24 protein-coding genes are annotated in these 25972 nt (G+C 50.1%); 17 read left to right on the plus strand and 7 right to left on the minus strand.

The window, feature by feature from the left end:
- Positions 1–38: 38 nt before the first annotated feature.
- Positions 39–449: an HNH endonuclease gene (locus tag EBA_RS10670; RefSeq protein WP_192374703.1), complete on the minus strand. Its 411-nt coding sequence runs from the start codon at positions 447–449 to the stop codon at positions 39–41.
- 107 nt (positions 450–556) lie between these two features.
- Here EBA_RS10670 and EBA_RS10675 point away from each other — a divergent pair, with 107 nt between their 5' ends.
- The 4 genes from EBA_RS10675 to EBA_RS10690 all read left to right on the plus strand — a co-directional run bounded on the left by EBA_RS10675 (position 557) and on the right by EBA_RS10690 (position 4035).
- On the plus strand, positions 557–1252 hold the full coding sequence (locus tag EBA_RS10675) for a hypothetical protein (protein WP_192374704.1): 696 nt from the start codon (positions 557–559) through the stop codon (positions 1250–1252).
- A gap of 167 nt (positions 1253–1419) precedes the next feature.
- A complete protein-coding gene (locus tag EBA_RS10680; RefSeq protein ID WP_192374705.1) occupies positions 1420–2790 on the plus strand; it encodes a hypothetical protein in 1371 nt (456 codons plus the stop codon).
- Positions 2780–3127 carry a helix-turn-helix domain-containing protein gene (locus EBA_RS24905; protein ID WP_407663547.1) on the plus strand — a complete coding sequence of 116 codons (348 nt, stop codon included), beginning with the start codon at positions 2780–2782 and terminating at the stop codon, positions 3125–3127. Before EBA_RS10680 ends, EBA_RS24905 begins: the two co-directional genes overlap by 11 nt.
- A complete protein-coding gene (locus tag EBA_RS10690; RefSeq protein WP_407663597.1) occupies positions 3028–4035 on the plus strand; it encodes a tyrosine-type recombinase/integrase in 1008 nt (335 codons plus the stop codon). The genes EBA_RS24905 and EBA_RS10690 overlap by 100 nt, the downstream gene beginning before the upstream one ends.
- Positions 4036–4123: 88 nt before the next feature.
- Here the strand turns inward: EBA_RS10690 and EBA_RS10695 are convergent, their stop codons facing one another.
- From EBA_RS10695 to ygfZ, 4 genes are all read right to left on the minus strand, one after another.
- Positions 4124–5872: a DEAD/DEAH box helicase gene (locus EBA_RS10695; RefSeq protein WP_192374707.1), complete on the minus strand. Its 1749-nt coding sequence runs from the start codon at positions 5870–5872 to the stop codon at positions 4124–4126.
- Positions 5873–5984: 112 nt separating this feature from the next.
- Positions 5985–6968 (minus strand): COX15/CtaA family protein, encoded by a 984-nt coding sequence (locus EBA_RS10700; protein ID WP_192374708.1) that lies wholly within the window; start codon positions 6966–6968, stop codon positions 5985–5987.
- Between the two features lie 13 nt (positions 6969–6981).
- Positions 6982–7824 (minus strand): HDOD domain-containing protein, encoded by an 843-nt coding sequence (locus EBA_RS10705; RefSeq protein WP_192374709.1) that lies wholly within the window; start codon positions 7822–7824, stop codon positions 6982–6984.
- 14 nt (positions 7825–7838) lie between these two features.
- Complete coding sequence (gene ygfZ, locus EBA_RS10710; protein ID WP_192374710.1) at positions 7839–8801, minus strand: CAF17-like 4Fe-4S cluster assembly/insertion protein YgfZ; 963 nt, start codon at positions 8799–8801, stop codon at positions 7839–7841.
- A 101-nt stretch (positions 8802–8902) separates the two neighbouring features.
- Between ygfZ and EBA_RS24910 the strand changes: the two genes are divergently transcribed.
- The 4 genes from EBA_RS24910 (at position 8903) to EBA_RS10725 (ending at position 13383) form a co-directional block, all read left to right on the plus strand.
- On the plus strand, positions 8903–9310 hold the full coding sequence (locus EBA_RS24910; protein WP_407663548.1) for a protein YgfX: 408 nt from the start codon (positions 8903–8905) through the stop codon (positions 9308–9310).
- A 35-nt stretch (positions 9311–9345) separates the two neighbouring features.
- Positions 9346–10179, plus strand: a complete 834-nt coding sequence (locus EBA_RS10715) for an HDOD domain-containing protein (RefSeq protein ID WP_192374711.1) — start codon at positions 9346–9348, stop codon at positions 10177–10179.
- Complete coding sequence (locus EBA_RS10720) at positions 10179–11378, plus strand: sensor domain-containing diguanylate cyclase (RefSeq protein ID WP_192374712.1); 1200 nt, start codon at positions 10179–10181, stop codon at positions 11376–11378. Before EBA_RS10715 ends, EBA_RS10720 begins: the two co-directional genes overlap by 1 nt.
- 451 nt (positions 11379–11829) lie before the next feature.
- A complete protein-coding gene (locus EBA_RS10725) occupies positions 11830–13383 on the plus strand; it encodes a phytoene desaturase family protein (RefSeq protein WP_192374713.1) in 1554 nt (517 codons plus the stop codon).
- Between the two features lie 27 nt (positions 13384–13410).
- On the opposite strand, the gene EBA_RS10730 is transcribed toward EBA_RS10725, so the two are convergent.
- Positions 13411–14610 carry a cation:proton antiporter gene (locus tag EBA_RS10730; protein WP_192374714.1) on the minus strand — a complete coding sequence of 400 codons (1200 nt, stop codon included), beginning with the start codon at positions 14608–14610 and terminating at the stop codon, positions 13411–13413.
- Positions 14611–14786: 176 nt separating this feature from the next.
- On the opposite strand from EBA_RS10730, the gene EBA_RS10735 reads away from it, so the two are divergent.
- The 8 genes from EBA_RS10735 to EBA_RS10770 all read left to right on the plus strand — a co-directional run bounded on the left by EBA_RS10735 (position 14787) and on the right by EBA_RS10770 (position 23962).
- Entirely contained in the window at positions 14787–16064 is a 1278-nt protein-coding gene (locus EBA_RS10735; RefSeq protein ID WP_192374715.1) for an NAD(P)/FAD-dependent oxidoreductase, read from the plus strand.
- Between the two features lie 346 nt (positions 16065–16410).
- Entirely contained in the window at positions 16411–16659 is a 249-nt protein-coding gene (locus EBA_RS10740) for a hypothetical protein (protein WP_192374716.1), read from the plus strand.
- Positions 16656–18782, plus strand: a complete 2127-nt coding sequence (gene hyfB, locus EBA_RS10745) for a hydrogenase 4 subunit B (RefSeq protein ID WP_192374717.1) — start codon at positions 16656–16658, stop codon at positions 18780–18782. The genes EBA_RS10740 and hyfB overlap by 4 nt, the downstream gene beginning before the upstream one ends.
- On the plus strand, positions 18782–19726 hold the full coding sequence (locus EBA_RS10750) for a respiratory chain complex I subunit 1 family protein (protein WP_192374718.1): 945 nt from the start codon (positions 18782–18784) through the stop codon (positions 19724–19726). Before hyfB ends, EBA_RS10750 begins: the two co-directional genes overlap by 1 nt.
- Entirely contained in the window at positions 19726–20403 is a 678-nt protein-coding gene (locus EBA_RS10755) for a formate hydrogenlyase (RefSeq protein WP_192374719.1), read from the plus strand. The genes EBA_RS10750 and EBA_RS10755 overlap by 1 nt, the downstream gene beginning before the upstream one ends.
- Positions 20400–21863 carry a hydrogenase 4 subunit F gene (locus tag EBA_RS10760; RefSeq protein WP_192374720.1) on the plus strand — a complete coding sequence of 488 codons (1464 nt, stop codon included), beginning with the start codon at positions 20400–20402 and terminating at the stop codon, positions 21861–21863. Before EBA_RS10755 ends, EBA_RS10760 begins: the two co-directional genes overlap by 4 nt.
- Positions 21860–23443 (plus strand): hydrogenase large subunit, encoded by a 1584-nt coding sequence (locus tag EBA_RS10765; RefSeq protein WP_192374721.1) that lies wholly within the window; start codon positions 21860–21862, stop codon positions 23441–23443. The genes EBA_RS10760 and EBA_RS10765 overlap by 4 nt, the downstream gene beginning before the upstream one ends.
- A 9-nt stretch (positions 23444–23452) precedes the next feature.
- Positions 23453–23962, plus strand: coding sequence for an NADH-quinone oxidoreductase subunit B family protein (locus tag EBA_RS10770; protein WP_192374722.1), 510 nt, complete (start codon positions 23453–23455; stop codon positions 23960–23962).
- A gap of 419 nt (positions 23963–24381) precedes the next feature.
- Here EBA_RS10770 and EBA_RS10775 read toward each other — a convergent pair whose 3' ends face one another.
- The gene (locus tag EBA_RS10775; RefSeq protein WP_225616143.1) at positions 24382–24648 is read right to left on the minus strand and encodes a BrnA antitoxin family protein; all 267 of its coding nucleotides are present in this window, start codon (positions 24646–24648) and stop codon (positions 24382–24384) included.
- Between the two features lie 713 nt (positions 24649–25361).
- On the opposite strand from EBA_RS10775, the gene yfbR reads away from it, so the two are divergent.
- A complete protein-coding gene (gene yfbR, locus EBA_RS10780) occupies positions 25362–25961 on the plus strand; it encodes a 5'-deoxynucleotidase (RefSeq protein WP_192377255.1) in 600 nt (199 codons plus the stop codon).
- Positions 25962–25972 lie beyond the last annotated feature (11 nt).

The following is a 25972-nucleotide window of genomic DNA, read 5'->3' on the forward strand; positions in this document are numbered from 1 at the left end:
GGTAGTTTCCTACCTCATGGCCGTTTACACAAAAATTCTTACACCCTCCGCAACTCTTGGATTTGACTCTCATATAAAGCTTCTCGTTTAGACTGTTCCTTTTGAATGTTTAAACGAACTTCCTCTAGTTGTTTTTTCTGCTGGTCGATTTCAAGTCTATATGCTTGCTCGCGCTCAAAAAGTTCGCGCTCCCGATTAGTTAATACATTTTGTCGCTTATTGAGTTCCTCAGTTAATGTCTGGATTCTTTTTTCATCATTGGCGAGGAAGATATTTACGCTTTTTTTTACGAGTTGAAGATTATCGAGTTCATCACTGCCGCCTTTGCTTCGAGGTATAACATAGTCAACCATTAGCTCGTCTGGGTCTTTGATGATTTCTCCTGTGACCGCACACTTGAGTCCATCGCGCTTAATAAGAGCGTTTTTTATGTCGCTAAGTTTGTTCATATGCTTGTTGATTGTGCGTAACTAATGGTTATATGGTCTATCATCTGTGATTGCAGCGTCCTTCGCAATAGACACCAGGTTCATTCAATTGATAAATTCGATTAATCATGCCTTTATTAAATGACCACTTAAGCATTTGGGAAATTGCCCATCGCTGGAACAATCTCGATCCTGATAAAAAGCACTGGTTTGGTTTGCCGCTGGAGCTTAAAGACTCCTTCCGATTAATGAACGATGCCATTTTAAACGCTCATCTGGTTTCAGATTTGTCGATGGAAAAATGGCACTCCAAATCAGATTGCCCGCCAGAATTTTTTATCCGTTATCACCTGACCGACATTGAGCAATGTATTTGGGGCAGAAAATACAATCCTAAATTCTTCAAGTCCGTCGGGATCATGCGATGGGACTTTAAGCGATGGTGCGAGATGTTCGGCATTCCCCTCCCGGAATTTTGGTTCCCGCCTGGATGGAAGATTGAACCCGTTTTATATATCGATAACTATGACGAATCCGAGCCGAATCATGTTGAGGCTGACGATTTGGCCGGTGAGGACGATCTTCAATCTGATGGGGAAGCCAAGCTAAGAGCCAGCCAAGCAGCCAGAACCGCTTGCCGACAAATCGCGGAACGACTATGGAAAGAACAACCCGATATTAACATTGCCAGCATGGTTAAGCATGATCTGATTCAAATATATGGGGGTGGCAATTTTTATGTGGAGCAGACGGTTCGGGGATGGATAGCAGACCTTGCACCTTCACACATTCAAGGCAAAAGAGGCCGACCTAAGAAAGAATAAAATGGTTGTCGACCATTTCCTGATTAACCTGAAACCCAGCAATATCAAGCCCTAAAAATGGTAGTCATGCCTTAAAAAATATTTTCCCAGCCCTGCGCCAATTTTCATCGCGCTAATCGTCCTGCATCGTTTGTGCCTCCAAACAACTGAAAAAATGAGGTACAACGATGGACAAGCAAACACAGAAAAACCAACACAAGGCAGCCGCCGACGAGTCGCGGGATTGCGGCGGCCAGCCGCAAACCGCGCGAGACGGTGGCAACACTGAAGACCGGGAAAGCCTGGGGACAGGTGCGCCGCCTAGTAACACAGCACCTGCAAATTACATTACAGACCCAACTACACAGGACAAACCTGATTTTCAATTACTACGCTGTGGCGTTGATAGTTTGTATCTGTCCTATCGGGGCGAGTTGGCTTCCGGTTGGGATCAGCGCCTAGAAGGATTAAAACGTGCGGCGCAATCTACCGAAGAAGGCCAACGCTCGAATGCACAAGTTAGGATCGGCGAACATCTGTTTGAAGTGCGCGATAAGGGCAAAGGTCGCTTTGCTTATGTGTTAGTCGATAACTGTTTTCATATTCAACTCTCTACCGGCAGTTCTAGCGCCCTGCCCTTGGCTTATGTGCAGGTTTCCAGTGAAATGCTGACGGCTTTATCTGTCACGGAAGCCGAAGAACGGTTGCGCTATATCATCAACACCTTCGGCCAAGTTAAAGGTGAAGCGCAAATCAGTCGCGCCGATTTGTTTGCCGATTTCCTCTCACCCATCGTGATGGATTCTTGGGCGCAAAATAGCTGGATTACCCGCGCGGCTAAAATCTGGATTCATTACGAAAAGCGCAAGTTTACCGGCTGGAGTATCGGCCTGGGCGGTGCAATGGGCTGTCGGCTATATGACAAAACAAAGGAACTGGAAAAAAGCAAAAAGGATTATCTAAAGCCGTTATGGTCTGCACTAGGCAGGCAAGAAGGCCAAAGCGTTTGGCGGTTGGAGTTCGAATTTAAGCGCGATGCATTGAAAGAACTAGGCGTGTCCTCGGTCGATCAATTGCGGGAGTCTTTGCCGGGGTTATGGGCTTATGCCACGGCTTCTTGGTTACGTCTAACCATCCCCAACCCGGACGACGAAAACCAAAGCCGCTGGCCTAGCCATCCGTTGTGGGATGCCCTGTCGGCTATTCCTTGGAACGATCGGACTGATCAACCGCTAGCAAGGGTTAGAAAAGAGCGTTTGCCGTCCGACGAATCGTTGTTCGTCAATGGTCTGGGCGGTTTAACGTCGTTTATGGCCGCTCATGGCATGACCGACCTAGGCGAAGGTTTCGGTGAATTCCTGGCCCATGCCAATCGCTTTCACAGTAACCGGGAACGCACCACCGGCAAAACCTTTATTGGCTATGTCTCGGATAAGGTGAATGCCAAGGCCCGAAAATACAACACCCTCAAGAATGAATCCAGCGAATCACGCCGCGAGGATGAGGAACGCAAACGCGAGGAAGCCCGGCAATATAAGAAGGTCAAAGATGGAGAGTAATCGCCATGTCACGCTGGATCTGGAACAGGCTGCCGAGTTTTTGCATATGTCGCCCGCTGTGCTGCGTCAGAAGGCCAAAGCCGGTTTGGTACGGGGTGCCAAGCCGGGCAAATGCTGGGTGTTTCTGCAAAATGATCTTGCCGATTATTTGCGCTCGTTATATCTTGATGCTGGGCAAGCGCCGCAGAGTGGTTTACCAAGGGAGGTAAAACGATGTCACTCTTTAAACGCGGCAATATCTGGTGGACGCGGTTCACAACACCCAACGGCGAGCGCATACGCGAATCGACTGGGACTGACGACCGCAAGCAAGCCCAGGAGTACCACGACCGGCTAAAGGCAAAATATTGGGAAGTGCAAAAGCTGGGGGAAAAGCCTGAGCGCAGTTGGCAAGATGCCGTGCTGCGGTGGTTGGATGAAACCAGCCACAAGGCTTCCCAGCATGATGATATTCATCATTTGCGTTGGCTCGATCCTTATTTAGGGACGCTTAGCCTGAATAGCATCACCCGTGATCAGATTGATCAACTGATTACCCAGCGTAAAAGCGAAGGGGTCAGTAATGCCACCGTCAATCGAATGTTGGCGGTGATTCGGGCGATTCTCAGGCGAGCATCCTTGGATTGGGAATGGATCGACAAGATACCGAGAATCAAGCTGCTGCCGGAACCGAAACGGCGGATTCGATGGATCACCCGCGAAGAAGCGGCGGCCTTGATCAAGGATTTGCCAGAACATCTGGCGGAAATGGTGCGCTTCTCCCTGGCAACGGGGTTGAGGCAAGCCAACGTCACCCACCTGGAATGGTCGCAAGTCGATCTTGAAAGGCGGGTCGCCTGGATTCACGCCGATCAAGCCAAGGCACGGAAAGCGATTTCGGTGCCTTTGAACGCTGAGGCGGTTTTAGTGCTTAGACGACAGCTAGGCAAGCATCAAACGCGGGTTTTTACCTATCATGGTAAACCGGTGATCGATGTGAATACCAAAGCTTGGCGGCATGCCTTAAAACGGGTCGGGATCGAGGATTTTCGCTGGCATGATCTGCGGCATACCTGGGCGTCCTGGCATGTACAAAACGGTACGCCGTTGCATGTGCTTCAAGAACTGGGGGCTTGGGAGTCGGTGGAAATGGTACGGCGCTATGCGCACCTGGGGCAAAATCATCTGGCAAGTTATGCCGAAAGTCTGTGTCAGCTCCAAGCAGTCCCTGACACAATTTTGGCACAGCAAGCCGGAAGGCAATAAAAAAGGCCTAGGTTTTTCAACCTAAGCCTTTGATAAATATGGAGCTGGCGATGGGGCTCGAACCCGCGACCGGCTGATTACAAATCAGTTATTCGGCTTGATCTTTGTTTTTGCCCCGTCTTGAAGGCGAGCCGACCCGTTTTTTGCTTTTGTCTTTTTTCACCAAGGCCGGATCAAATTTGGAAATATCCAAGGGTTTACCGACTACTCGTACTTTTTTCAGGGCCTGGAACAGGTCCTTGGGCATGCCCGCCGGCAGTTCCACGGTGCTGTAATGTTCCTCGATCTTGATACGGGCGATATGGTCGCCGTCTATACCGGTTTCGTTGGCGATGGCACCGACGATATTGCCGGGTTTTACACCGTCACTATGGCCCACTTCGATGCGGAAGGTTTCCATTTCCACTGCGCCGACCCGGCCTTTTTCCCGTCTTGGGCCACGATCACCGTGATCGCCACGCTCTGAACGACCTTTTTCCTCGGCGTCCTTGCGTGGCTTTTTGCTGGGCTCCTTCATCAATAAAGGTGTATCGCCTTGCAACAATTTGGCTAACGCCGCGGCAACATCCAGTGCCGGGACGTTGTGTTCAACTTGATATTGGTTGATCAGTTGGTTGTAAAAGCTGAGTTCTTCGCCAGCCAGCGTGTCGGTAATCCGCTGTTTGAAACGGTTGATGCGGGCGTTGTTGATAAAGTCGGTGGAAGGCAATTGCATTTCTTCGACTTTTTGTTTGGTGGCTTGCTCTATATTGGCCAGCAGACGTTTTTCGCGCGGCGAGACGAATAAAATCGCGTCGCCGGTACGGCCTGCGCGACCGGTACGGCCGATGCGATGGATGTAAGATTCGGTGTCGTAAGGGATGTCGTAATTGACGACGTGGGTAATGCGATCAACGTCAAGGCCGCGAGCGGCGACGTCCGTGGCGATCAGAATATCCAGTTTGCCGCTTTTTAGATTGTCGATAGCGCGTTCGCGCAGGGCTTGCGACATGTCGCCGTTGATCGCAGAGGCGGAAAAACCGCGCGCTTCCAATTTTTCAGCGACTTCGATGGTAGCGGTTTTGGTTCTGACGAAAATAATCATGCCGTCGAAATTTTCCGCTTCCAATATCCGGGTCAGAGCGTCCATTTTGTGCACGCCGCTAACAAACCAGTAACGTTGGCGAATATTGGCGGCGGTTGCGGTTTTGACCTTGATGGTCACTTGTTCGGGGTTATTCAGGTATTTCTGCGCAATTTTGCGAATTTCTGTCGGCATGGTGGCCGAGAACAGCGCAGTTTGGCGTGTTGATGGGGTTTGCTCCAGAATCCACTCAACATCGTCGATAAAACCCATCCGCAACATTTCATCTGCTTCGTCCAATACCAAAGTAGTCAGTTGGTCCAGTTTCAGCGTGCCGCGACGCATATGGTCCATGACCCGTCCGGGTGTGCCGACTACGACATGCGCGCCGCGACTCAATTGGCGCAACTGGCTAGTGTAATCTTGGCCGCCGTAGATCGGTAGTACGTGAAAGCCCTTGATATGCGCGGCATAACTTTGAAACGCCTCGGCAACCTGTATCGCCAATTCGCGGGTTGGGGCTAGCACCAAAGCTTGCGGGTCTTTTTGATTGAGGTTAATCCGCGACAAAATCGGCAAGGCAAATGCTGCGGTTTTACCGGTACCGGTTTGTGCTTGGCCCAACACGTCGCGGCCAGCCATCACGAAAGGAATAATCTGAGCTTGAATCGGAGAAGGGGTTTCGTAACCGACACTTTCCAGGGCTTTGAGAATAGGGTCTGAAAGCGATAATTCTTTAAAGGAAGGCGTGGTGGAGGAAGGGGTGTCGGACATTAATAATACCTGTAGAAAAAAAGAGAGTGGCAGGCCATTGGCGAGCAATGCTCGGCATTGTATCGCAACTTGGCTTGATATTGCTTAACTTATTGATAATTACCGTAAAATCCTAGCTTGTCTGGCTTGCTTTATTGCTTGAGTAATTTAGGCAGATAAACATAAAAAATTGCACGCCAAAAATCAGATTAGCCATCAACAAATGCACGGGCTGCGCTACGGCGGGAAAACCCAGCCTATCCAGGCTGACGCCGGCCAAAATAGCGGTAACGATCAAGCCCATCAGCACGTAGGCCGTGCGTAGTAATAAACTGTGTTTATCGGCATGCTGATAGATTTTCCAGGCCAGCCAAAGGTTGGTAAACAAAATGATCGATGAAAAAGAACGGTGTATATAGAAAATGATAGGGAAACTATCGCGCCAATACTGCCTATCGATGTAGCTATGCTCATGCGCGATGTAATCGACCGCTTCCCTGACTTGAGTGCCCATTGCCACTTGCAACAGGGTCATTGCCATTGCGACTTTTAAAACCAACGAAAAACGCGGTGTCAGCCAATGGCTATCGATAGTTTGCAGCAGCGGCTTTTGCGATCTGGCGATGGCGTAGATTAGTAGCGCGACGATAAATAATGCCAGCAGCATGTGTAGCGTTATCATCAACGGCTTTAAGTTGCTAGCCACCACCGCCGACCCTAGCCATCCCTGAAATCCGACCAGCAAAAAAACCGATAACGCTAAATAAAAAATCGCTTTATCGGCTTTCAGATAAACCCTGGAGGTCCAGGCCGTCAGAAAAATCAGAAAACCGATAGTCACGCCAACCAGGCGATTAGTATATTCGGTCCAGGTTTTCACCGGATTGAAGGCCGTGCTTTCATAACCACGTGCGGCATAAATTTCGTGGTAATTGGCCGGCAATTGTGACTCGTGTGTGGGTGGCACCCATTGCCCGAAGCAAGTCGGCCAATCCGGACACCCCATGCCGGCACCTGAGGCGCGGACGATGCCGCCAACCAAAATGACGAAGTACACGGCAAAGATGGTAAGCGTGCCTAAGCGGCGAAAACGGGCGGCGTCTTGGGCGGCTATCATGTGTTTTTCTTACTCAAAGGAACATCGAGTGCGCGAGTTCGATCTCTTCGGAAACCCCTTCAATTTCTAAAATTTCAGCGTCTGGCTCGATGCCCAGCTTAACAAACGCTGGTACGGTGCTCCAATCGACGCGACAGGCCGGATGATCGGTGCCGGCGATGCTTTGTAGGAACGCAACTTGCACTAAATCGACATAATCAGCCTTAGGGCCGGAGTCGCGCTGAAAGTCCACATATTCGGACGGCACCAATTTAAGTTCTTCCGGGAAATTCCAGGTATTCATGATCAGTTTGCCGACGTGTGGATGGGCTTTTTCCAGTAACTTATCCAAGCGGGAAGGACTGTCTTTAAATTCCGGAATTTTTTCGACCAAGGTCAGTATGGGTAATTTACCGATTTGATGAATCAGTCCGGCCAGCATTGCTTCATCGGCGTTTAAATGCGGCACGAATGCGGCTAACGCGCGACTAATTGCAGAGACGTTGACGCCTTGCTCCCAAGTGCTGCGGAAATAGCCTTCCAGTAGGGCCGTGGTCGGCGTGAACATTTGCTGCATGATCAAGCTGGTGATCAGGGTGCGGATGGTGTTATTGCCAAGCCGGGTTACGGCCATTTGGATGTTTTTAATTTCCATGGTGCCGCGATACAGAGGGCTGTTGGCGACTTGTATCAAACGCGCGGAAATGGCAGCGTCGGTAGCGATAATGTCTGCCAGACTCTGTGCAGTGGCATCGCCCTTACTGACGGCATCACGCACTTTGATAGCGACGTCCGGCAAGGTAGGCAGGATTAATCGGTTAGCGTCCAGTTCCGCTTGTACATGGACTAAAAAATCTTGAACAGATTTGAATTGCATGGATTAATTTTCCGCTATTGATCTGAAATTATCGTCACAGGCGTACGATAGTCGTCGTCAAGTATAAGGTTTTTTGGCAGTCCATCAACTATTTGCAGGACGAGTAGCGCACGGTTTGTGTCGGCCCAGACAGCATTGGTCAGTACACATCCCATATTTTGCTGCGAAATGCTGTCCAACACCTTACAGCCGCTAATTACGCCGCCCGGTAATAGCAGGCATTCTGCAACAAACAGCGCGCGTTTGACTTTGCCCAAATAGTGACTGCGAGCCACAATTTCCTGACCCGTATAACAGCCTTTACTGAAGCTGACGCCGCCAAGTTGGTCAATACCCAACATTTGCGGAATATGCTGTTCCGATTGGCTAATGTCGAACCAGGGCAGGGCGGTGGAGATGTCGTGATAGCGCCACTCGGTCAGGCTGCCGGATTCGAAAGCGTATTGGGAGCCGAGTAAGCAGGTAAGTTCATCAATTTCAGTTGGCGTGCCGAGCACCAGGTAGCGCGCCGCGCCAGGTAATTTAATGGTCGTTAACGGTATTTGCGCGACTGCGAAACTGTCCGCTGGAAGGGTAAACTCAGGCGAAAGATTTGGGCAGGAGTTTATACCGAGGATTTGTATATTCTCGGTTTGATCATACAGCTTTACATCGGCTCGCAGCACATACATTCGCAGTTTTTTTAATACGGTGTCGAGCAAGTCCGCAGGCAGTATCAGGTAAAAAGACTCCAGCGACTTAACAACCAACAGCGTGCTGATTACTCGGCCTTTGGCATTGCAAAACCCGGCTATACTGGCTTTCGATGCGGATAAGTCGTTAATATTGCATGTCAGCTGGCCTTGTAATAGTTTTGCGGCATCCAGACCGCGGGCTTCTATCAGGGCTAAGCCAGTGGCAGCGAAGCTTTTTTTGGGTAAGGTGAATGAAGTTGCTTCGCTAAAAGCGTTTACGTGATCTGTTCGGTCTTCAAGCATGGCGGCAATATTTGTAGTAGAACATAAACATAATTTAGCAGGGTAGTTTACCTTAGCTCGGAAAAGGTGCGGCGTTTGTGTCGAAAAATTTTGAACAGAGCATGAATTTTACTATAGGGCGCTCACGGTTACTGACTTTCATCGTTAGCGCCATTCACGTACTGGTGATATTGGCTTGCTGGTTGAATGCGCTGCCAATGCCATACAAATGCTTGCTAACGATGCTGGTATTATTGAGTTGGCGAAGCAATACGATGTCTGGCGAAATTAGCGTCGTTTATCTGCGCTATACTCCTAACCACGGTTGGTCGCTGCTTAGCAATGGCGACCAATACCAGCTGGTCGACATTCAAGCGTCAACTGTGGTATCTAGGTTTCTAATCGCGTTGCATTGGGTACACAACAAAGGGAGGCGTCAATCAATGATAATTCCAAAAGATGCCATAAGTAGCAACGATTACCGCAAACTATCGGTTTGTTTAATTATTTCAGGTCATGGTCCTGGTTGATGAAAGCCGGTGTAAAGCAAGCAATTGAGTTGCAAATGAATTCTCTAAAGAACTTGCCGGTTTTGCCCGAGGCGAGTTTGCGAATTTTGGCTGCTATTAACACCCCGGAAATACCGATTGATAAACTGGCCGATGCGCTATCCTTATCGCCTAGCTTGGTTGCCAGATTGCTTGGATTAGCAAATTCGGCCTATTTTGCACGTGGCAGAAATGTGGCCGATATACGCACTGCCATTTTCCAGGTCTTGGGGCTGGACTTGGTAAAAGCACTGGCGATGGCGATTATCCTTAACGTCGTATTCGATACGCGTAAATGCCAAGGATTCGACGCCGAACACTTTTGGCTGCGTTCATTAACGACGGCGGTATCCGCGCAAAAACTGGCAGTTGAGATCCCTCAATTGCGTGAGTTTACGCCATCGACCATTTATTCAGGTGGGTTGTTGCTAAATATCGGTGTATTGGTGTTGGGCTATCTGCAGCCCGATGAACTGCATGGCATTCTTATCGATTGCAAAAACAATCGCTTGTCGGTAGCTCAGGAGATTTCTCGACAAATGGGGCAGAGCCATTATCAAATCGGTTATTTTTTATTGCATAAATGGCAATTGCCGATGCTGTATCAACTGTTATTAAAAAATTACGAAAATAAGTATTTTGAGGGTATGGAGCAGCCTTTGTTGGTTTTGCTGCGGATTTGTCAGCGATTAAGCGCAGCCGTGATAGCCGGCGAGCCGATTAATCCGCTAGAGTTTGAGCTGGAATGCCGGCAAATTGAGTTACCGCTTGAGAATATACTCGAGCTCGCCGAACAATTGCCGGAAAATCAGCCGGCTATGCAAAAACTGGCAGCGATTATGGGGCATTAATGGAGCAGCAAAACGCAGATAGTCAGGATGCCAAATTGGCGGGCTTCGGCATGCAAGATCTGCTGATCGACTTGGTCAATGCCCTGTCCGCAGTGAAGCAATTGTCCGAAATCGATTATCAAGTCGATGATGAAAAAGCACTTATCCGTCAGGCCTTAGCCAGCCTTATCCAATATCAAGACATGGAGCGCTGTTCTTTTTTTATCGTGGATAGCGAAGGCTTATTAAGCAATATCGCCGGCATCAGTATTCGTGAGCTGAACAACTCTGAACCCAAGGTCGACACCCCTCTAAGGTTTAAAGTAGGAGAGGGTTTGATTGGCGCTGCTGCCGCGACCGGTATCTTGCAACATTGTCAAAATTGCCATGAAGACAGGCGATTTGAAAAAAGTGGACACCTCAACCAATCGCCTGGCTCGGTTATCAGTGTGCCGGTATTTACGTTGAATCGAACCCTGATTGGCGTTTTGAACGTCTCCCATCCGCAAGCACATTATTTCAGCGAGTGGCACATACGTCTGCTCGAAGTGTATAAAAATATTCTTGGCCAGCTCATTACAACCCGGCGCTTGGTCCAGCAAATGGAGCAACAAATTGCCTTCAGAACGGCGGAATTGGAGAGCCTGGTTGCGGAGACCAATCAGCTGAAAGATCATTTTGTCAGTATGTCCATGCATGACCAATTGACCGGCTTGCATAACCGGCGGTTTTTTTACGACCAAATCGAAGTCGTTATCGCTCATCACAAGCGCTACAAAAGTAGTTTTTGTCTGTTGGTTATGGACATCGATCATTTTAAGGTCATTAACGACCGCTTCGGGCATTTGTTCGGCGATCAAGTGCTAGCCGGCGTTGCTAACGCGTTAAAACGGCAAGTGCGCAATACCGACATTCTGGTACGTTTTGGTGGCGAGGAGTTTGTGGCGATTTTCACCAACACCCGTTGCGATAGCGGTAGAACATTTGCGGAACGCATTCGGCAGGAAATTAAAACCCTGGAATGGATTATCGATAAAGAGGTGGTTAATTTGACCTTGAGTATTGGCTTGTATTGTCTGAATGGCGACTTACTTCAATCCAAACAAATGCCGGATATTGACCAAATGATTAGTTATGCCGATGCCGCCTTGTATCAAGCGAAAGCTGGCGGTCGCGACAAAACCATCGTCTTTGGCGAATCCTGTTCGGATCCGAATTAAACTAACCCTGCATGGGTTCCCTAGTTTCGCAAGCAATGACTTTGAATCTGCTTTGCCGGAAAAATAGTGTAGCCATACATGTTTTAAGGGCTTTTTATGCCTCTGATGTGCTGATGTCTAGAGCTTCAATTTACTTAAAATGTTAAGAGAAATCAGTGATAAGCCAACATACAGAGCACCACAACCAAAATAATAGATTAAAAAGTGATCATTAGATTTAACTCGTAATTATTGATTTGAATTTTTTGAGCTTTAACTAATGAATTCCTCGAAGGCAAAAATTGTTCAAAACAGACCGTCCCAATTGTTCACGGAAAAGCTGAATTTCGATTTGCAAGCTGGGTGATCCGGTTAACACGACCGTTTTACCTATCGTGGTTTCGCTGGGCTGCTTGTGTTCAGTCAAGTTTGTTTCTAAGCTAACCCGCTTTTAGCTTATAGAAGATATTCAATGCGCGGCGTTTACAGGGAATCGAAAAAAGAAGTTTACGACGTCGTCGTCATTGGCGCCGGCATTGGTGGTCTGAGCACCGCCGCTTTGTTGGCGAAAACCGGCAAGTCGGTACTGTTGGTGGAAAGGCACGACAGGCCGGGCGGTTATGCGCACGGCTTTAAGCGGCGCAATTTTTATTTCGATTCCGGTGTGCATTTGGTCAGCGGTTGCAGTCCGAAAGGCTATGGCAACGGCAGCACCATCAATAAGATTTGCCGTGTGGTAGGCATAGATCCTCAAGCCCTTTTCATTCCGGTTCAGTCTTACGCTCGCGCGGTTTTTCCGGAACTGGAGATTTCTTTGCGGGCAGGTGAAGAGGCATTTGTTGCCGGTTTGACCGTGCGCTTTCCGCAGGAAAAAGACCGCCTATTCGCGCTAATCCGGCTGTGCAAAGTGTTGGCCGAAGAGGCGATGCTGGCGGAGGAGCTGTTGGCTCAGAGTAGGGCGACGCGGGCCTCGCCGGCGCAAATGTTGGCCAACTTGTTTCGCTACCGCCGCACCACATTAGCAGAGGCCTTGGACGAGTTTCTAGTCGATGCACGCCTGAAAAGCGCTTGCGCGATGCTCTGGCCTTATCTGGGTTTGCCGCCGTCGCAACTGTCTTTTCTGTATTGGGCGGCCATGATGGCCGGATACACCTACGAAGGCGGCTATTACTGTCGAGGTAGTTTTCAGGTTTATGCCAATCAGCTAGCCTCGGCTATCGAAAATCAGGGCGGTGAAGTCTTATTAAATTCCAGCGTGCGGCGCATTTGCATCGAGCACGGTAGAGCCAACGGCATTTTATTGGAAAACGGTCAGGCGATTCGCGCCGAAACAGTGGTTTCCAATGTCGACGCCCGGCAAACCGCCGAGTTATTAATTGGCCGGGAGCATTTGCCGAACGGACATTGCGAAGCCTTAGCGAAGCTGTCACCGTCGCTGTCAATCTTTGCCAGCTATATCGCGACCGACCTGCCCCTCGCTGAACAAGACCATGCCCATGAAGGCTTTTTCTTCGATTCGTTCGACCACGAAGCCAGTTACGCGCTAAGCCAAACCGGCCAAGGCAACTGGTTTTCGGCGACGTTGCCTTCTTTGGCCGATCCCTCGCTGGCGCCGCCCGGACAAAGCATCATCATGTTGACCACGCTGTGCCCGTTTGACCTTGGTCAGTCCTGGCGCATCGCCAAGAGCGATTTTCAGCAGCGCTTATTGGAAAAGGCCGAGCGGCATTTTCCCGGCCTCAACGATCATTTGTTAGTGGTGGAGTCCGGTTCGCCAAGAACCATGGAGCGCTACACCCTCAATCAGCAAGGCGCGGCATACGGATTTGCTCCAAGTCCTGAGCAGATCGGTCCAAATAGGCCAAGCGTAATTGGTGCCTTGCCGGGCTTGTATCACACCGGTCATTGGACGCGACCAGGCGGCGGCGTGGCGGGCGTGAGTGTATCCGCGCTACTTGCCGCGCAAGCCGTGCTCGGCATCGCTAAGCAGGAGGATTTTTGGAAAGCTTTAGGGCTGAGCGAGTAAGTGTTTTACGCTCGGTGTTTACAACAATTACTGCGACCGGAAAATAATCGACTTCATCCGCGCCAGTTTCGGCGACACCACCGGCACCGTCAACATGGTACTAAGCACGGCCATCAACAACAGCGCCGTGAAAGTTTCACTGCTTATTATTTCTTTATCCAGCAATACGTTGGCAAAAATAATCATGATCAAGGCCTTGGTTTGCAACAACCAGCCCATCAGCGACGCTTCACCGCGTTTCCATTTCAGAATTTTTCCCGCCAGATGGGTGCCGAGCAACTTTCCGAATACCGAGACAAACAGCAATACGCCGGCGACGACCAAAACCGCAGTTCCGCCCATCGCCCAATTGGTTTTCAAGCCGGCGCTGATGAAATAAACCGGCATCACCGTCAGTAATAGATGATGGCGTAACAGATCCATTTGGGCTTGATTAAACCAACAACCATCAAGGATGGCACCTGCCAGGAAGGCGCCGACCATAAAATGTAGTCCGGCCCAATCGGCTGCAAAACCGGTTGCCGCTAAGGCGATGATGCCAACATACCAGCGATCGCGCTCCGGCAAGCAGGCCATCAGTTTGCGAATGCCGTAAGCGCTAATCGCAAAACCCAATAAAAAAGTCCCTTGTTTGCCGACCCGATCCCAATCCAATAGAATCAGGGCCAGGACTGCCCAAATCGCAATATCGTCCATGCTGGCGTATCGCAGGATGCGCTGTCCGATGGGCTGGCGCAGGATTTCCAGTTTTTCCATCACCAAAATCAATATCGGCAGTGCCGTCACCGCACAAGACATTCCGATGCCCAGTACAAATTGCCAGGGCATGGCCTTGCTACCCATCCAGCCGTCAAACAGCAACATACCTAAGGAGGCGATACAACCGAGCGCTAAAGGAACACCCAGCGCCAAGCCGGCGGTGATGCTACTCTCCACTCTATGCTCCCAGGCTTGGCGTAAATCCAGCTCAATACCGGCCACCCAGACAAATAGCATCACCGACCACCAGGCAATGCCGTTCAACGACTGAATCACGGCTTTGTTGAATACAAACGCATAGTAATCGGGAAATAGGGCACCTAGAATGCCTGGCCCCAGCAGGATGCCGGTAATGATCTGCACCACTACCAGGGGCGCGAAATAGTCTGTCCTGCCGATTCGCCAAATCAAATACGGCAGACTGTAGATAATGGTGAGCGCAATCAGGAATACTTCTGTGGTGTTCATCGGCTGATGGTTTTGCAGTACGTTAGCAAGGTATTATTGCAAAATTACGTTTGAACACACGATGCCAACATTTGCCTGGCTATAAAACTGCTATTCCGGATCGCCTAATGACAATCTTTCCTCAGCCAAAGCAATCATGGTATTAAACAATCACTCCCAGATTAAGGTGCAACCCAATGTCGCAATGTGAACGCTTCGATGCTGCAGTGATTGGTGGCGGGCCCGCTGGAACCAGCGCGGCAATCATGTTAGCCAAGGCAGGCAAGCGCGTGGTTTTATTCGAGCGTTCGCGTTTCCCCCGCTTTCAGATAGGAGAATCTTTGTTGCCGGCTTGCTGGGAAATCTGGCGGCGACTGGGCGTCACCGAAAAAATTGAAGCCGAGGGTTTTACGGTAAAACAGGGTGCCAATTTTGGCATGTTCAACCAAAAACCCGATGTTTTGCTGCTGACCGCCGAATATCCAGGGTATTTCGAACGGCCGTATACCTATCACGTCGAACGCGCTCGCTTCGATGAAATCCTGCTGGAGCACGCAGCCGAATGCGGTGTTGACGTACGTCGCGAATGGTCGGTCGCAGACATATTATTCGATGGCGAACAAGCCATTGGCGTCAGCGCCGGGAAAAATGCTACGACACCCTTGCCTATTCATGCATCGGTAGTGATAGACGCATCCGGCCGGGAATCCATGATCGCCCGCAAACTGAACTGGCGCCGCCCCTTACCCGAACTGAATAAAATCGCCCATTTCGCGCATTTTAAAGGTGGCTTTCGTCGTAATCCTCACGGATTTATCAATTTTGGCGAGGTGATGGACGGTTCGGTGACGACTGACATCCATACCATTGATGGCGGTTGGGTTTGGTATATCCCGTTAAGGAACAATATCACCAGCGTCGGCGTGGTATTGGACAGCCGTTTTGCGAAAAGCCTGGGCGATTCTCCGCAGCTGCGCTTCGAGAAAGCTATCGCGAGTTGTGCTTGTGTGCGCGAATGGCTTGAAGGGGCTGAGCAAGCCATGGAAGTCAAAACTATTGCTTCGATTGGTTATATGAATGAGCGTTTTCACGGCGACGGCTTTGTGTTGGTCGGCGATGCCTCGATGTTTGTCGACCCGGTGTTTTCGGCCGGCGTGACGCTGGCAATGCGCGGAGGCGTTTACGCAGCCGATGCGATTTTGGACGGTTTCGCTCATGGCGATTTAAGCGCTGATCGATTGAGTGCTTACGAGGAACGTATTCGAGAGCCGATGGGACGGATTTTTCATATGATTTATAACTGGTATCGGATTCTGGAACAAAAAGACGCCAATAATATTATCCTGCGCTCCCGACAAAGCCCTATGCTCCGCGAGCGCTTCATTGTGTTGCTCTCCGGCGGCTACGATAAAGTCAGCATGAAGCAGATACTGGAGGCAGCAGAGGAGCCCGAGTCGACTTATTTGATTTCTTGAGCCGAATTCCCGAATCGTTACGGGTGACGTTTAGAACCTGATGGTTCGGCTATCACCAGGGACATAAAGCCACCTCGTACTTACAGACCTAAAACGTATCAATCGGGATAGCTTGAGGTCATCAATGCCATCATTCAATAACAAAGTGAATATGTCGACTATTCTGACACCAATATGGGCCAAGAAAATGCGGCATCGACCTAGCTATACTTGAAGCAGGGCTAGGCAAAAAATGTGTGGCTGCCGTTGTTCAGAATATCGACAGCCAAACCGCGCTGCAAATTTATACCTGTCAGCATCTACACGACACGGCTATCGACAAGTTGCCGGTGGCCATACACCCCTGATGCTGCAAATATTGCTAGATCAAGGACCAGTCAATGCTATCAGGATATTGCAAAAGGTCTTGTTGGCCCATGGCAAACACGTCGGCAAAATCGATGGTCATTGTGGCTGCCTCACTATGCTGGCTGCAAAATCTGTTTGGGATGACATCGGCGTCGATCTGCTTAAGATCTTGAATAAGCGCTACGCCATATTATGTAAGAGCCATAATGAGCATCATGAAACGCCACACGAGCAGACCCAATTATGATTTTAGATTTAGCGTACCTTGCTGTTTTACTTAGCTTTGCTTCCGGATTACTGGCGTTGATGAGCAATCAACGCGGCATGCTAATCGAGTTGAGTCAGCATTACTTTGCCAAATTTCCAGACAGTCAACGCCATCAAACCTTGTTGGATAACACCTTTACCGAGAGCCGTTATCCCGGCCTATTAAGGCAGGCGGTATTTGCCTTATTAAGTTTGTCGGGTATTTTTGCCGTGCTAGCGGGGTTGGCGGTGTTGATTAGTCAACAGGCAATAACCGACCAAATCCCTTTAGGTTTGCCCTGGCTACCCTGGCATGTGCGGTTTGATGGGCTGTCGGGGTTTTTCTTTCTGATCATTGGCATTGCCGTCATCGCCGTCAGCCTGTATGGGCCGGCGTATGTCAGTGCTTACCAGGAGCATCAGCATCCGTTTGCCATGTTGGGTTTGTTCACCGGATTATTCGTGGCCGGCATGATGCTGGTCCTCTTGGCTGATGATGCTTTCTTTTTCATGATTGCCTGGGAATTGATGTCGGTTGCCAGTTATTTTTTAGTGGCGTTTCAGCATGAACATGCCGCCAATCGTCGCGCGGCATTTGTTTACCTATTGATGGCGGAAGTCGGTGCCTTGGCGATTATTTTGGGCTTTGGGGTGTTAGCGAGTTTTGCCGACGGGTTTACCTTTGACGCCTTGCGCCAGGCCACATTGTCATCAAGCTGGGCGAGTATTGCCTTTATGTTGGCCTTGCTGGGTTTTGGCATGAAAGCTGGCTTGGTGCCAGTGCATGTCTGGCTGCCGGAAGCCCACCCTGTTGCGCCTTCGCATATCTCTGCATTGATGAGTGGCGTGATGCTGAAAGTGGCCGTCTATGGCTTGATCCGCTTTTGTTTTGATTTGCTCAGTGAAGTGCAATGGCAATGGGGCGTGGTGTTATTGGTGCTGGGTACGATCTCGGCATTGGGCGGCATTTTGTACGCCATGATGCAACCCAATTTAAAGCGCTTGCTGGCTTACAGTTCGGTAGAAAACATCGGCATCATTTTCATGGTGCTGGGCTTGGCTATGATATTTATGGCTAATGGGCATCCACAACTGGCCGCTTTGGGTTTTCTGGCTGCGCTGTTTCACGCCTTTAACCACGCGTTGTTCAAGAGCCTGTTGTTTCTCTGTGCGGGGATACTGCAGCATCAAACCCACGATTTGAATATCGATACCATGGGTGGTCTGATCAAACGTATGCCTAAGACCAGCTTTCTGTTTTTGGTGGGCTGCATGAGTATTTCCTCATTGCCGTTATTTAATGGCTTCGTCTCGGAATGGCTGGCTTTCCAGACAGCATTGCAGGTTGATGTATTGGATAACGGCGTATTGCGCAGCTTGATCCCGGTGTCGGCCGCAGCCTTGGCATTAACCGCAGCGCTGGCTGCGGCCTGTTTTGTCAAAGTATTCGGGATGATTTTTCTTGGTCTACCGCGTTCGCGCAACAGCGAAAAAGCCCACGAAGTAACGGATAAAACCATGTTGGCCGGCCCGACATTGTTAGCGGGGCTCTGTTTTTTCTTCGGGATTTTTCCCAGCTTGATCATCAATTTGCTCAATGACGTTGCAAGCCAGTTGCTCGGCCAATCTCTGCCCAATGATACGGCGCTGGGCTGGTTGTGGCTGGCGCCGGTTTCTGCGCACAAGGCCTCTTACGCTCCGCCTTTGGTGTTGATTGGCGTACTGATCGCCGGCTGCATCAGCTTCTGGTATTTGCGCCGTAACCCGGAACTGAAAACCATGCGCCGTTCGGCGGCCTGGGATTGCGGGTTTGGCGGCCTAACACCGCGCATGCAATACAGCTGCAGCGCTTTCACTATGCCGTTTCGACGTATTTTTGCCAAAGTCTGGCTGATAGACGAACAAATCAAAAAAGACATTCAAGGTGCCATGCAGATGGACGTGGCTGCCATACATTATCAATTGCAGGTTCAGGATCACAGTTGGCCGTTGTTGTACCAGCCGATTGCGCAGGGCGTAAATAAACTAGCTAAGCAGGTGGGTCGTATTCAAACCGGAAATATCCGCGTTTACCTGGGATATTCGTTTGCCACGTTAATTCTTATGTTGTGGGTGATCAGCTGATGAACTGGTTCGTTGCCGTTTTACAAACCTTGCTATTTGTCATGCTGGCGCCCTTGCTGGCCGGCTGGCTGAAGTGGTGCAAATGCCATTTGCAAAATCGCAAAGCGCCCTCGTTACTGCAGCCGTACCGGGATTTGCTTAAGTTGACCCGCAAGCAGCCGGTAGTAGCGGAACATGCTTCGTGGATTTTTACTCGCGCCCCGTACATCATTTTTTCGGCAATGGTGCTAGCCGCTACGGTAGTGCCGTTGATTGCGGTGGATTTACCCACCGCAGCCAGTGCCGATGTGATTGTGCTGGTCGGTTTCTTTGCTTTTGCCCGTTTTTTTCTAGCGCTCGCCGGTCTGGATATAGGCACCGCCTTCGGCGGTATGGGGTCGTCGCGGGAAATGACCATTTCCTCATTAGCCGAACCGGCGATGTTGATGGCGGTTTTCACCCTGACCATGACTGCATCGACCACTAATTTATCGTTTGCGATAGAACATGTACTCAATGAAGGTCTGGTTTTGCGGCCTTCGTTTGTATTTGCTTTATTTGCCCTGGTCCTGGTGGCCGTTGCCGAAACCGGGCGTATTCCGGTCGATAATCCCGCGACGCATCTGGAGCTGACCATGATTCACGAAGCGATGATACTCGAATACAGCGGCCGGCATCTGGCGCTGATCGAATGGGCTAGTCAATTGAAGCTGATGCTGTACGGCGTGCTGATTGCCAATATCTTTTTCCCTTGGGGCATCGCGCAAAGTTTCTCTCTTGAAGCGTTGGGCTATGGCTTACTGGCGATCATCGGTAAGCTGTTGGTGTTGTCGGTGATTCTGGCAATCTCCGAAACCTTGGTGGCGAAAATGCGTTTATTCCGCGTCCAGGAATATCTCAGCTTTGCTTATTTGCTGGGACTGCTGGGTATGTTGAGCCACATCATTCTGGAGGCGTCACGCTAATGAATATCGAACAACAGGATTTTTATACCCAGGCCATTTTGTCGATGGCTGCCTTGGTGGGGTTGACGTCTTTTCTGATGTTGGGGCAGGGGCGCTTGTTGCGACTGATATTCGTGTTTGCCGTACAGGGTTTGTTGCTGACCCTGACCACCGCGCTGGCGGCCTACAGCCTCAATAATCACCATTTGTATATTTCGGCGGTACTGACTTTCGTTTTGAAAGTGGTTTTCATCCCCTGGATGTTAAGGCGGCAAGTGTTGCAAATGAACATGCACCGCGATGTGGAAGCCTTAAAGAACAATACGGCGGTGATGCTGGGTGGTGCCAGTTTGATGGTGTTCAGCTATTACGTGCTGCATCCGATTGTGCAAACCTCGTCGACGATCATGGTAAATGCGCTGGCGGTCAGTCTTTCAGTGGTGTTGCTGGGGATGTTGTTAATGATTTCCCATCGTCAGGCCGTAGCGCATGTGGTGGGCTTTATGTCGATAGAAAACGGTTTGTTCTTTGCCGCGATTGTCGCTACCAAGGGCATGCCCATGGTGGTAGAGCTGGGAGTGGCCTTTGACGTGCTGGTAGCGGCAGTGCTGTTTGGCATCTTTTTCTTTCATATACGTACCAGTATCGATTCGCTGGATGTTGACCGGCTAAACCGCTTACATGAGGTGGATCAATGATTGCCGCCTATTTGTTATTGCTGATTCCTTTTGTCGGCATCGTCTTTTTTGCATTTCCCATCCACAAAATTGACACCGGTAAAGTGAATATCTGGTTCAACGGCATCAGCCTATTGGCGACTATCTGGCTGGCGGTCAAAGTGCTTAATGTGGGCAGCATTTTTTCCACCGGCTTGGCCTTTATGGTCGACTCGTTTAATGTCTACCTGATCGTGCTGACGGCGTTTATCGGTTTTACCACCGCGATATTCTCCGCGCCTTATATGGAACACGAAAAACAACTGGGCCGGCTCACGGAAAGACGCTTGAGGTTGTATTACTCGATGTATCAAGGCTTTATGTTGGCGATGTATCTGGTGTTGACCACCAATAATATGGGGGTAATGTGGGTGGCGATGGAAGGCGCGACGCTGGCGACGGTGTTGCTGGTCAGTTTGTATCGCACGCCGGAGTCCATCGAAGCGGCCTGGAAGTATTTCATTCTCTGCGGCGTCGGCATTGCCCAGGCCTTGTTCGGTACCATTTTGCTGTATTACGCCGCGGTACAAATCGGCGATGGCGAAAATGCCTTGCTCTGGTCGGTGCTATATCAAAATGCCGATAAATTGAACCCGGAAATTCTGGAAATTGCTTTTGTATTTTTGTTGATCGGTTACGGCACCAAAATTGGTCTGGTACCTTTACATAACTGGTTGCCGGATGCGCATTCCGAAGGCCCGACCCCCATGTCAGCGGTGCTATCCGGCTTGTTGTTGAACGATGCTTTGTATGCGGTGGTCCGTAACAAAATGCTGGTTGATGGCGCGACGCATACCAATATGGCCGGTCTGCTGATGATGGGTTTTGGCCTGTTGTCGTTTTTGGTGGCAGCCTTATTTTTACATCGTCAAAAAGACATCAAACGCTTGTTCAGCTATTCATCCATCGAACACATGGGCATCATGACATTTGCCTTTGGCATGGGCGGGCCCTTGGCGACGTTTGCGGCGTTGCTGCACATGACGGTGCATTCGCTGACCAAATCGGCAATTTTCGTTACCGTCGGCCATGCCTCGCAATTGGCCGGTACGCAAAGCATGGAAAAAATACGCGGCTTGATCAGAACCCAGCCCAAAATTGGCTGGGGCTTGCTAATCGGTACGGTAGCGATAGCCGGCTTCCCGCCGTTTGGCGTGTTTACCAGCGAATTTCTGGTGTTGCTGGCGACCATGCACAATTATCCCTGGTTGGCGCCGTTGCTGTTGTTGGGCATCGGTATCGCCTTCGCCGGTTTATTCAGACACATCCAACCTATGGTTTACGGTGAACAGCCCGCAGGGCAAATGCCGGTCAAGGCTAACTTATGGCCGGTGATGATTCACTTGGCTTTGGTCTTGTGGTTGGGTTTGGCGATTCCCGGTTTTCTGGCTAACTGGTTTTCACAGGCGACCCTATTGATCTCCGGGAGTACGCCGTTATGAGTACTGCAAACTGGACCGAAGAATTATTGCAGCAGCTGGGTTTGGCAGAGATTAGGCTCGAACCAGTTTTCATTGCCGGCGCTAAAACAGCTTGTTGGCAAATTGACAGCAAACACTGGCAGCAGTTTGCTGAACACGCCATCCGGCAAAAGCCGCGATGGTCGGCTGGCTGGGCGGAACAATATGACGAGCAGTTTTTTGTTAATGCGCTGTTTGAAAAGCAGGGGGCTTACCTGTTATTGCGCTGCATCGTTAACCCGTTAAAACTGGAATTGCCTAGTCAAGCCACTGTCTATCCTGCTGCCAATCGCAGTGAGCGCCATACTCAGGACATGTTTGGGATCAAATTTCTCGGCCATCCCGACAACCGTCGCTGGACCCGGCATCAAGCCTGGGGCAAACACAGTTATCCGTTACGCAAGGATTTTCCAGTACAAGGTTCGCCGGAAGCGATTACTCCACCGGATATGGATTATCCATTCGTTAAATCGCATGGTACGGGAACCTATGAAATCCCGGTCGGCCCGGTGCATGCGGGGATTATCGAGCCCGGCCATTTTCGCTTTCAGGCGGTCGGTGAGCTGATCCTCAATCTGGAAGAACGTTTGGGTTATGTGCATAAAGGCATCGAAAAAATTGCCGAAGGCAGAACCCCGGAATCTCTGGCGCGTTTAGCCGGACGGGTGTCCGGCGATACTACGGTCGGCCACGCCTGGGCCGCCTGCATGGCGATGGAGCAGGCTGCCGGCGTTGAAATTCCTGAGCGTGCCGCGTTGATCCGCGGTATCTTGGCCGAGCGCGAGCGGGTGGCCAATCACATGGGTGACATCGGTGCGATTTGTAATGACGTGGCATTTGTCTTCGCACAAATGCAGTTCACTCGCTTGCGGGAAAACTGGTTACGAACCAATGCTAAAGCGTTTGGGCATCGCTTATTGATGGATTGCGTGCTTCCTGGTGGCGTAAAAAACGATGTGGCTGAAGCGGATTGTGCCTTGATCAAGCGTGACATTATTCAGTTGCGCAAAGAGCTGGCGGACATCATCACTGCCTTGGATCTGAATTCTTCCTTGGAAGACCGCTTGTACACCGCCGGATTTTTATCGGAGTCCATCGCCGCGGCATTCGGCACGGTCGGTTATGTCGGTCGGGCCAGCGGGCAGGATTTTGATGTGCGTCGCGATGCGCCTTATGCGCCTTATGACCGGGTTACGGTGAAAGTTGCTTTGGAAAATCAGGGTGATATTGCCTCCCGCTTCTGGATAAGGCACAAGGAAATCAATGCGGCATGTAAGCTTATCGAGCAGTTCATCGATTTGCTGAAGCCCGGCGAGATACTCGCCGAGTGGCAAACGCCGGTAGCCGGCAGCGAAGGCTTGGGCATTGTCGAAGGTTGGCGCGGTGAGACCTTAGCTTATGTGCGATTCGAAGCCGAGAATAAAATCTCCCGCTTCTATCCGCGTGATCCCAGCATACTCAACTGGCCAGTACTGGAAAAGTTGGTGCTGGACAATATCGTGCCGGATTTTCCTGTCTGCAACAAATCCCTGAATGGCTCCTATTCAGGCAACGATTTATAGGCAAGCATCATGCTGAGAATTTTTAAGAAGATCTTTTCCGTCGGTGTTATCACCGAATCGTTTAAAGAGCCAAAAGACGATGAATTGGAACAGCTAGGCATAGCCATCAAGCGCCGTATCGACAAGGACTTTTCCGGCAGCATTGCGATACGCGAAGTGGATGCCGGTTCCTGTAACGGTTGCGAACTGGAAATTCACGCGCTAAATAATCCGTATTACGACATCGAGCGCTTTGGTATCCATTTTGTAGCCTCGCCACGCCACGCCGATGTGCTGCTGGTTACCGGGCCGGTGTCGCGGCACATGCAAACCGCGTTGTTGCGGACTTACGAAGCCACACCCAATCCGAAATGGGTGGTCGCGGCGGGCGATTGCGCCGCTTGCGGCGGCGAGTTTGGGGTTTCCTATGCCAGTTGTGGGGCCGTGTCGAATGTTATTCCGGTTGATATGGTGATCCCAGGCTGCCCACCAACCCCTTTGGCATTGATGAAGGGTTTGATGGGCTTGTTGACGGGTTAAAAATAGTGCCTATGTACTCTTATTTTCCATCATAGCAATCGGCTCAGACTTACTGAGATGTTTAAAAATAGGCAAGCTATGTAAGGTAATTCCAATACGAACGCTTTGACACTGGAATCCACATGGTTTATAGCTTGTATCCAGCGGATTGGGCTGGATTTAAACTCTGCGGTCATCTGAAGATTTCTTGTAAGGATTTTCCTGCATTACGTGCAACTTCAGTTATAACTGCGTAATTCATACAAACCTCACCTCCACCATTTCATTGAGCCGCCCGCAGCATTCCGTGATTTTTTGATCAGGAGTGGCTAAGACCGTTACATTGAAATGGTGTCAGCATATTGAAAGTTGGCAAAGCAGCGGTTTGTCGCAGGCTGAGTAATGCGGACAGCAAGGCATCAATGTCCGGACATTGGCTGCTAAGCTGTGCAGCTATCGCAAACGGCCGGTGACAGAGTCAGTGGCTTTAATACCGGTGCAATTAAGGTTTGATAACTGCCGCCGCTCATTTCTTCACGCGCTTTAAAAATAGTCAGTGTCTCACTATCCACCCGCATGGTGATGCGCGACTTGTTGCCCTGTTCGGCTTGTCGTTCGGCTAAGGCTGGTACCTGTGAAACCGGCTTGGCGTCGGCAAAGTCCATATCAGTATAGCGGTCGTACATTGGATCAGAATTGTTGTTCATTGCGTTGCTTAGTTCTACTTTGTCAGATTATGAAACCAGCATTATTTGCGCTAACAAAACCCCGTAAGAGCGACGCCTGTTGGTTGACAAACAACCGGTTGAGGAAATCTGACAAAGTAGAATTAGTGTCTGGTTTTTAGTCAATCAAGGGGCTTTGGGGATTCGTGCGAAAATAGGCAATAATGGGCTTGCTGATGTGACAGATAAATCTTAAGGTCCAAGGCTCCGTTGGACTCTTGCCCCTATAACAAAAACTGTGACAGTTTAGTTGAAGGGGGCATCGAAACTGTTATCCACAAAAACTGTGGATAAGCTTGTGACAATATAGTGACAAACCATAGCAAGAGGTTGTTTTTCCTAATGGAAGCTTAAATTGGCTGAAAATTGGTCAGACCTGAAGCTGGATCTCGCTCCCGCCAGAGAATCAATTGCTGGCGTCGTGCAGTACGCCTCACCCTGATGATATGTGTTCGGTGATAATCCGCACATTATGACGAGCGTTACACCTTCTTAGCGTTTAATTCAGATTATTGGAACAGAAAAATAGGGATACAGAATTGCGATGACTACTGGGAAAAACACAAATAGGCGTCGAAATACGGCAGCCCTGATTTTGTTGTCAATCAGGCAATCCATCGCCGTCAGTGATCATTGATGCACCCCCATAAAGTCATGCCGAATATTTTTAGTCGTTAGCAAGCCAACACCTCATGATGCAAACCATTAGCAGCAGTTTTTACGCCTACCTTTCGCGGTTAAGATGGATCAAACGCTGGGGTTTGAAACGCAACGCCCATGAGGAAAACGTCATGGAGCACAGCTGGGAAGTGGCGGTGATTGCCCATACTCTGGCGTTAATCAAAAACCGTTATTTTGACGGACAGGTAGATGCCAATGCCGTGGCCACCGCCGCGCTATATCATGATGTGACCGAGGTGATCACCGGCGACTTGCCTACCCCGATCAAATACCACTCGCCGGCGATACTTGGCGCCTACAAGCAAATCGAACAGCAGGCCGAAACCGAGCTGTTGAACTTACTGCCCGACGCATTGCGCGACGACTTCCGGTCATTGATTCAACACGACAAGCTGCCGGAACCGTATCAGCAAATCATCAAAGCAGCAGATAAGATTTCTGCTTATCTAAAATGCCAGGCCGAGCTCAAGGCCGGCAATGCCGAGTTTGAAATGGCCGCCCAGCAATTGGCCAAAAACATTCACGAACTGCAACAGCCCGAAGTGGTGTTTTTCATGCAGGCTTTCGTTCCGAGTTGCGGCTTGACGCTCGATGGCTTGATGCAAACCCGATAAAGCAAGGATTT

The organism is Methylomonas albis (assembly GCF_014850955.1).
GTDB classification, from domain to species: Bacteria; Pseudomonadota; Gammaproteobacteria; order Methylococcales; family Methylomonadaceae; genus Methylomonas; species Methylomonas albis.

Bases quoted from the DNA above. Each gene is read 5' to 3' on its own strand.
- EBA_RS10730 (WP_192374714.1), bottom strand. From the start codon at position 14,610: ATGAACACCACAGAAGTATTCCTGATTGCGCTCACCATTATCTACAGT.
- EBA_RS10720 (WP_192374712.1), top strand. From the start codon at position 10,179: ATGGAGCAGCAAAACGCAGATAGTCAGGATGCCAAATTGGCGGGCTTC.
- EBA_RS10770 (WP_192374722.1), top strand. From the start codon at position 23,453: ATGCTGAGAATTTTTAAGAAGATCTTTTCCGTCGGTGTTATCACCGAA.
- EBA_RS10700 (WP_192374708.1), bottom strand. From the start codon at position 6,968: ATGATAGCCGCCCAAGACGCCGCCCGTTTTCGCCGCTTAGGCACGCTT.
- EBA_RS24905 (WP_407663547.1), top strand. From the start codon at position 2,780: ATGGAGAGTAATCGCCATGTCACGCTGGATCTGGAACAGGCTGCCGAG.
- EBA_RS10750 (WP_192374718.1), top strand. From the start codon at position 18,782: ATGAACTGGTTCGTTGCCGTTTTACAAACCTTGCTATTTGTCATGCTG.
- EBA_RS10695 (WP_192374707.1), bottom strand. From the start codon at position 5,872: ATGTCCGACACCCCTTCCTCCACCACGCCTTCCTTTAAAGAATTATCG.
- EBA_RS10740 (WP_192374716.1), top strand. From the start codon at position 16,411: ATGCTGCAAATATTGCTAGATCAAGGACCAGTCAATGCTATCAGGATA.
- EBA_RS10760 (WP_192374720.1), top strand. From the start codon at position 20,400: ATGATTGCCGCCTATTTGTTATTGCTGATTCCTTTTGTCGGCATCGTC.
- EBA_RS10670 (WP_192374703.1), bottom strand. From the start codon at position 449: ATGAACAAACTTAGCGACATAAAAAACGCTCTTATTAAGCGCGATGGA.
- yfbR (WP_192377255.1), top strand. From the start codon at position 25,362: ATGCAAACCATTAGCAGCAGTTTTTACGCCTACCTTTCGCGGTTAAGA.
- EBA_RS10680 (WP_192374705.1), top strand. From the start codon at position 1,420: ATGGACAAGCAAACACAGAAAAACCAACACAAGGCAGCCGCCGACGAG.
- EBA_RS10765 (WP_192374721.1), top strand. From the start codon at position 21,860: ATGAGTACTGCAAACTGGACCGAAGAATTATTGCAGCAGCTGGGTTTG.
- EBA_RS10755 (WP_192374719.1), top strand. From the start codon at position 19,726: ATGAATATCGAACAACAGGATTTTTATACCCAGGCCATTTTGTCGATG.
- EBA_RS10675 (WP_192374704.1), top strand. From the start codon at position 557: ATGCCTTTATTAAATGACCACTTAAGCATTTGGGAAATTGCCCATCGC.
- ygfZ (WP_192374710.1), bottom strand. From the start codon at position 8,801: ATGCTTGAAGACCGAACAGATCACGTAAACGCTTTTAGCGAAGCAACT.
- EBA_RS24910 (WP_407663548.1), top strand. From the start codon at position 8,903: ATGAATTTTACTATAGGGCGCTCACGGTTACTGACTTTCATCGTTAGC.
- EBA_RS10705 (WP_192374709.1), bottom strand. From the start codon at position 7,824: ATGCAATTCAAATCTGTTCAAGATTTTTTAGTCCATGTACAAGCGGAA.
- EBA_RS10735 (WP_192374715.1), top strand. From the start codon at position 14,787: ATGTCGCAATGTGAACGCTTCGATGCTGCAGTGATTGGTGGCGGGCCC.
- hyfB (WP_192374717.1), top strand. From the start codon at position 16,656: ATGATTTTAGATTTAGCGTACCTTGCTGTTTTACTTAGCTTTGCTTCC.
- EBA_RS10715 (WP_192374711.1), top strand. From the start codon at position 9,346: ATGAATTCTCTAAAGAACTTGCCGGTTTTGCCCGAGGCGAGTTTGCGA.
- EBA_RS10775 (WP_225616143.1), bottom strand. From the start codon at position 24,648: ATGAACAACAATTCTGATCCAATGTACGACCGCTATACTGATATGGAC.
- EBA_RS10725 (WP_192374713.1), top strand. From the start codon at position 11,830: ATGCGCGGCGTTTACAGGGAATCGAAAAAAGAAGTTTACGACGTCGTC.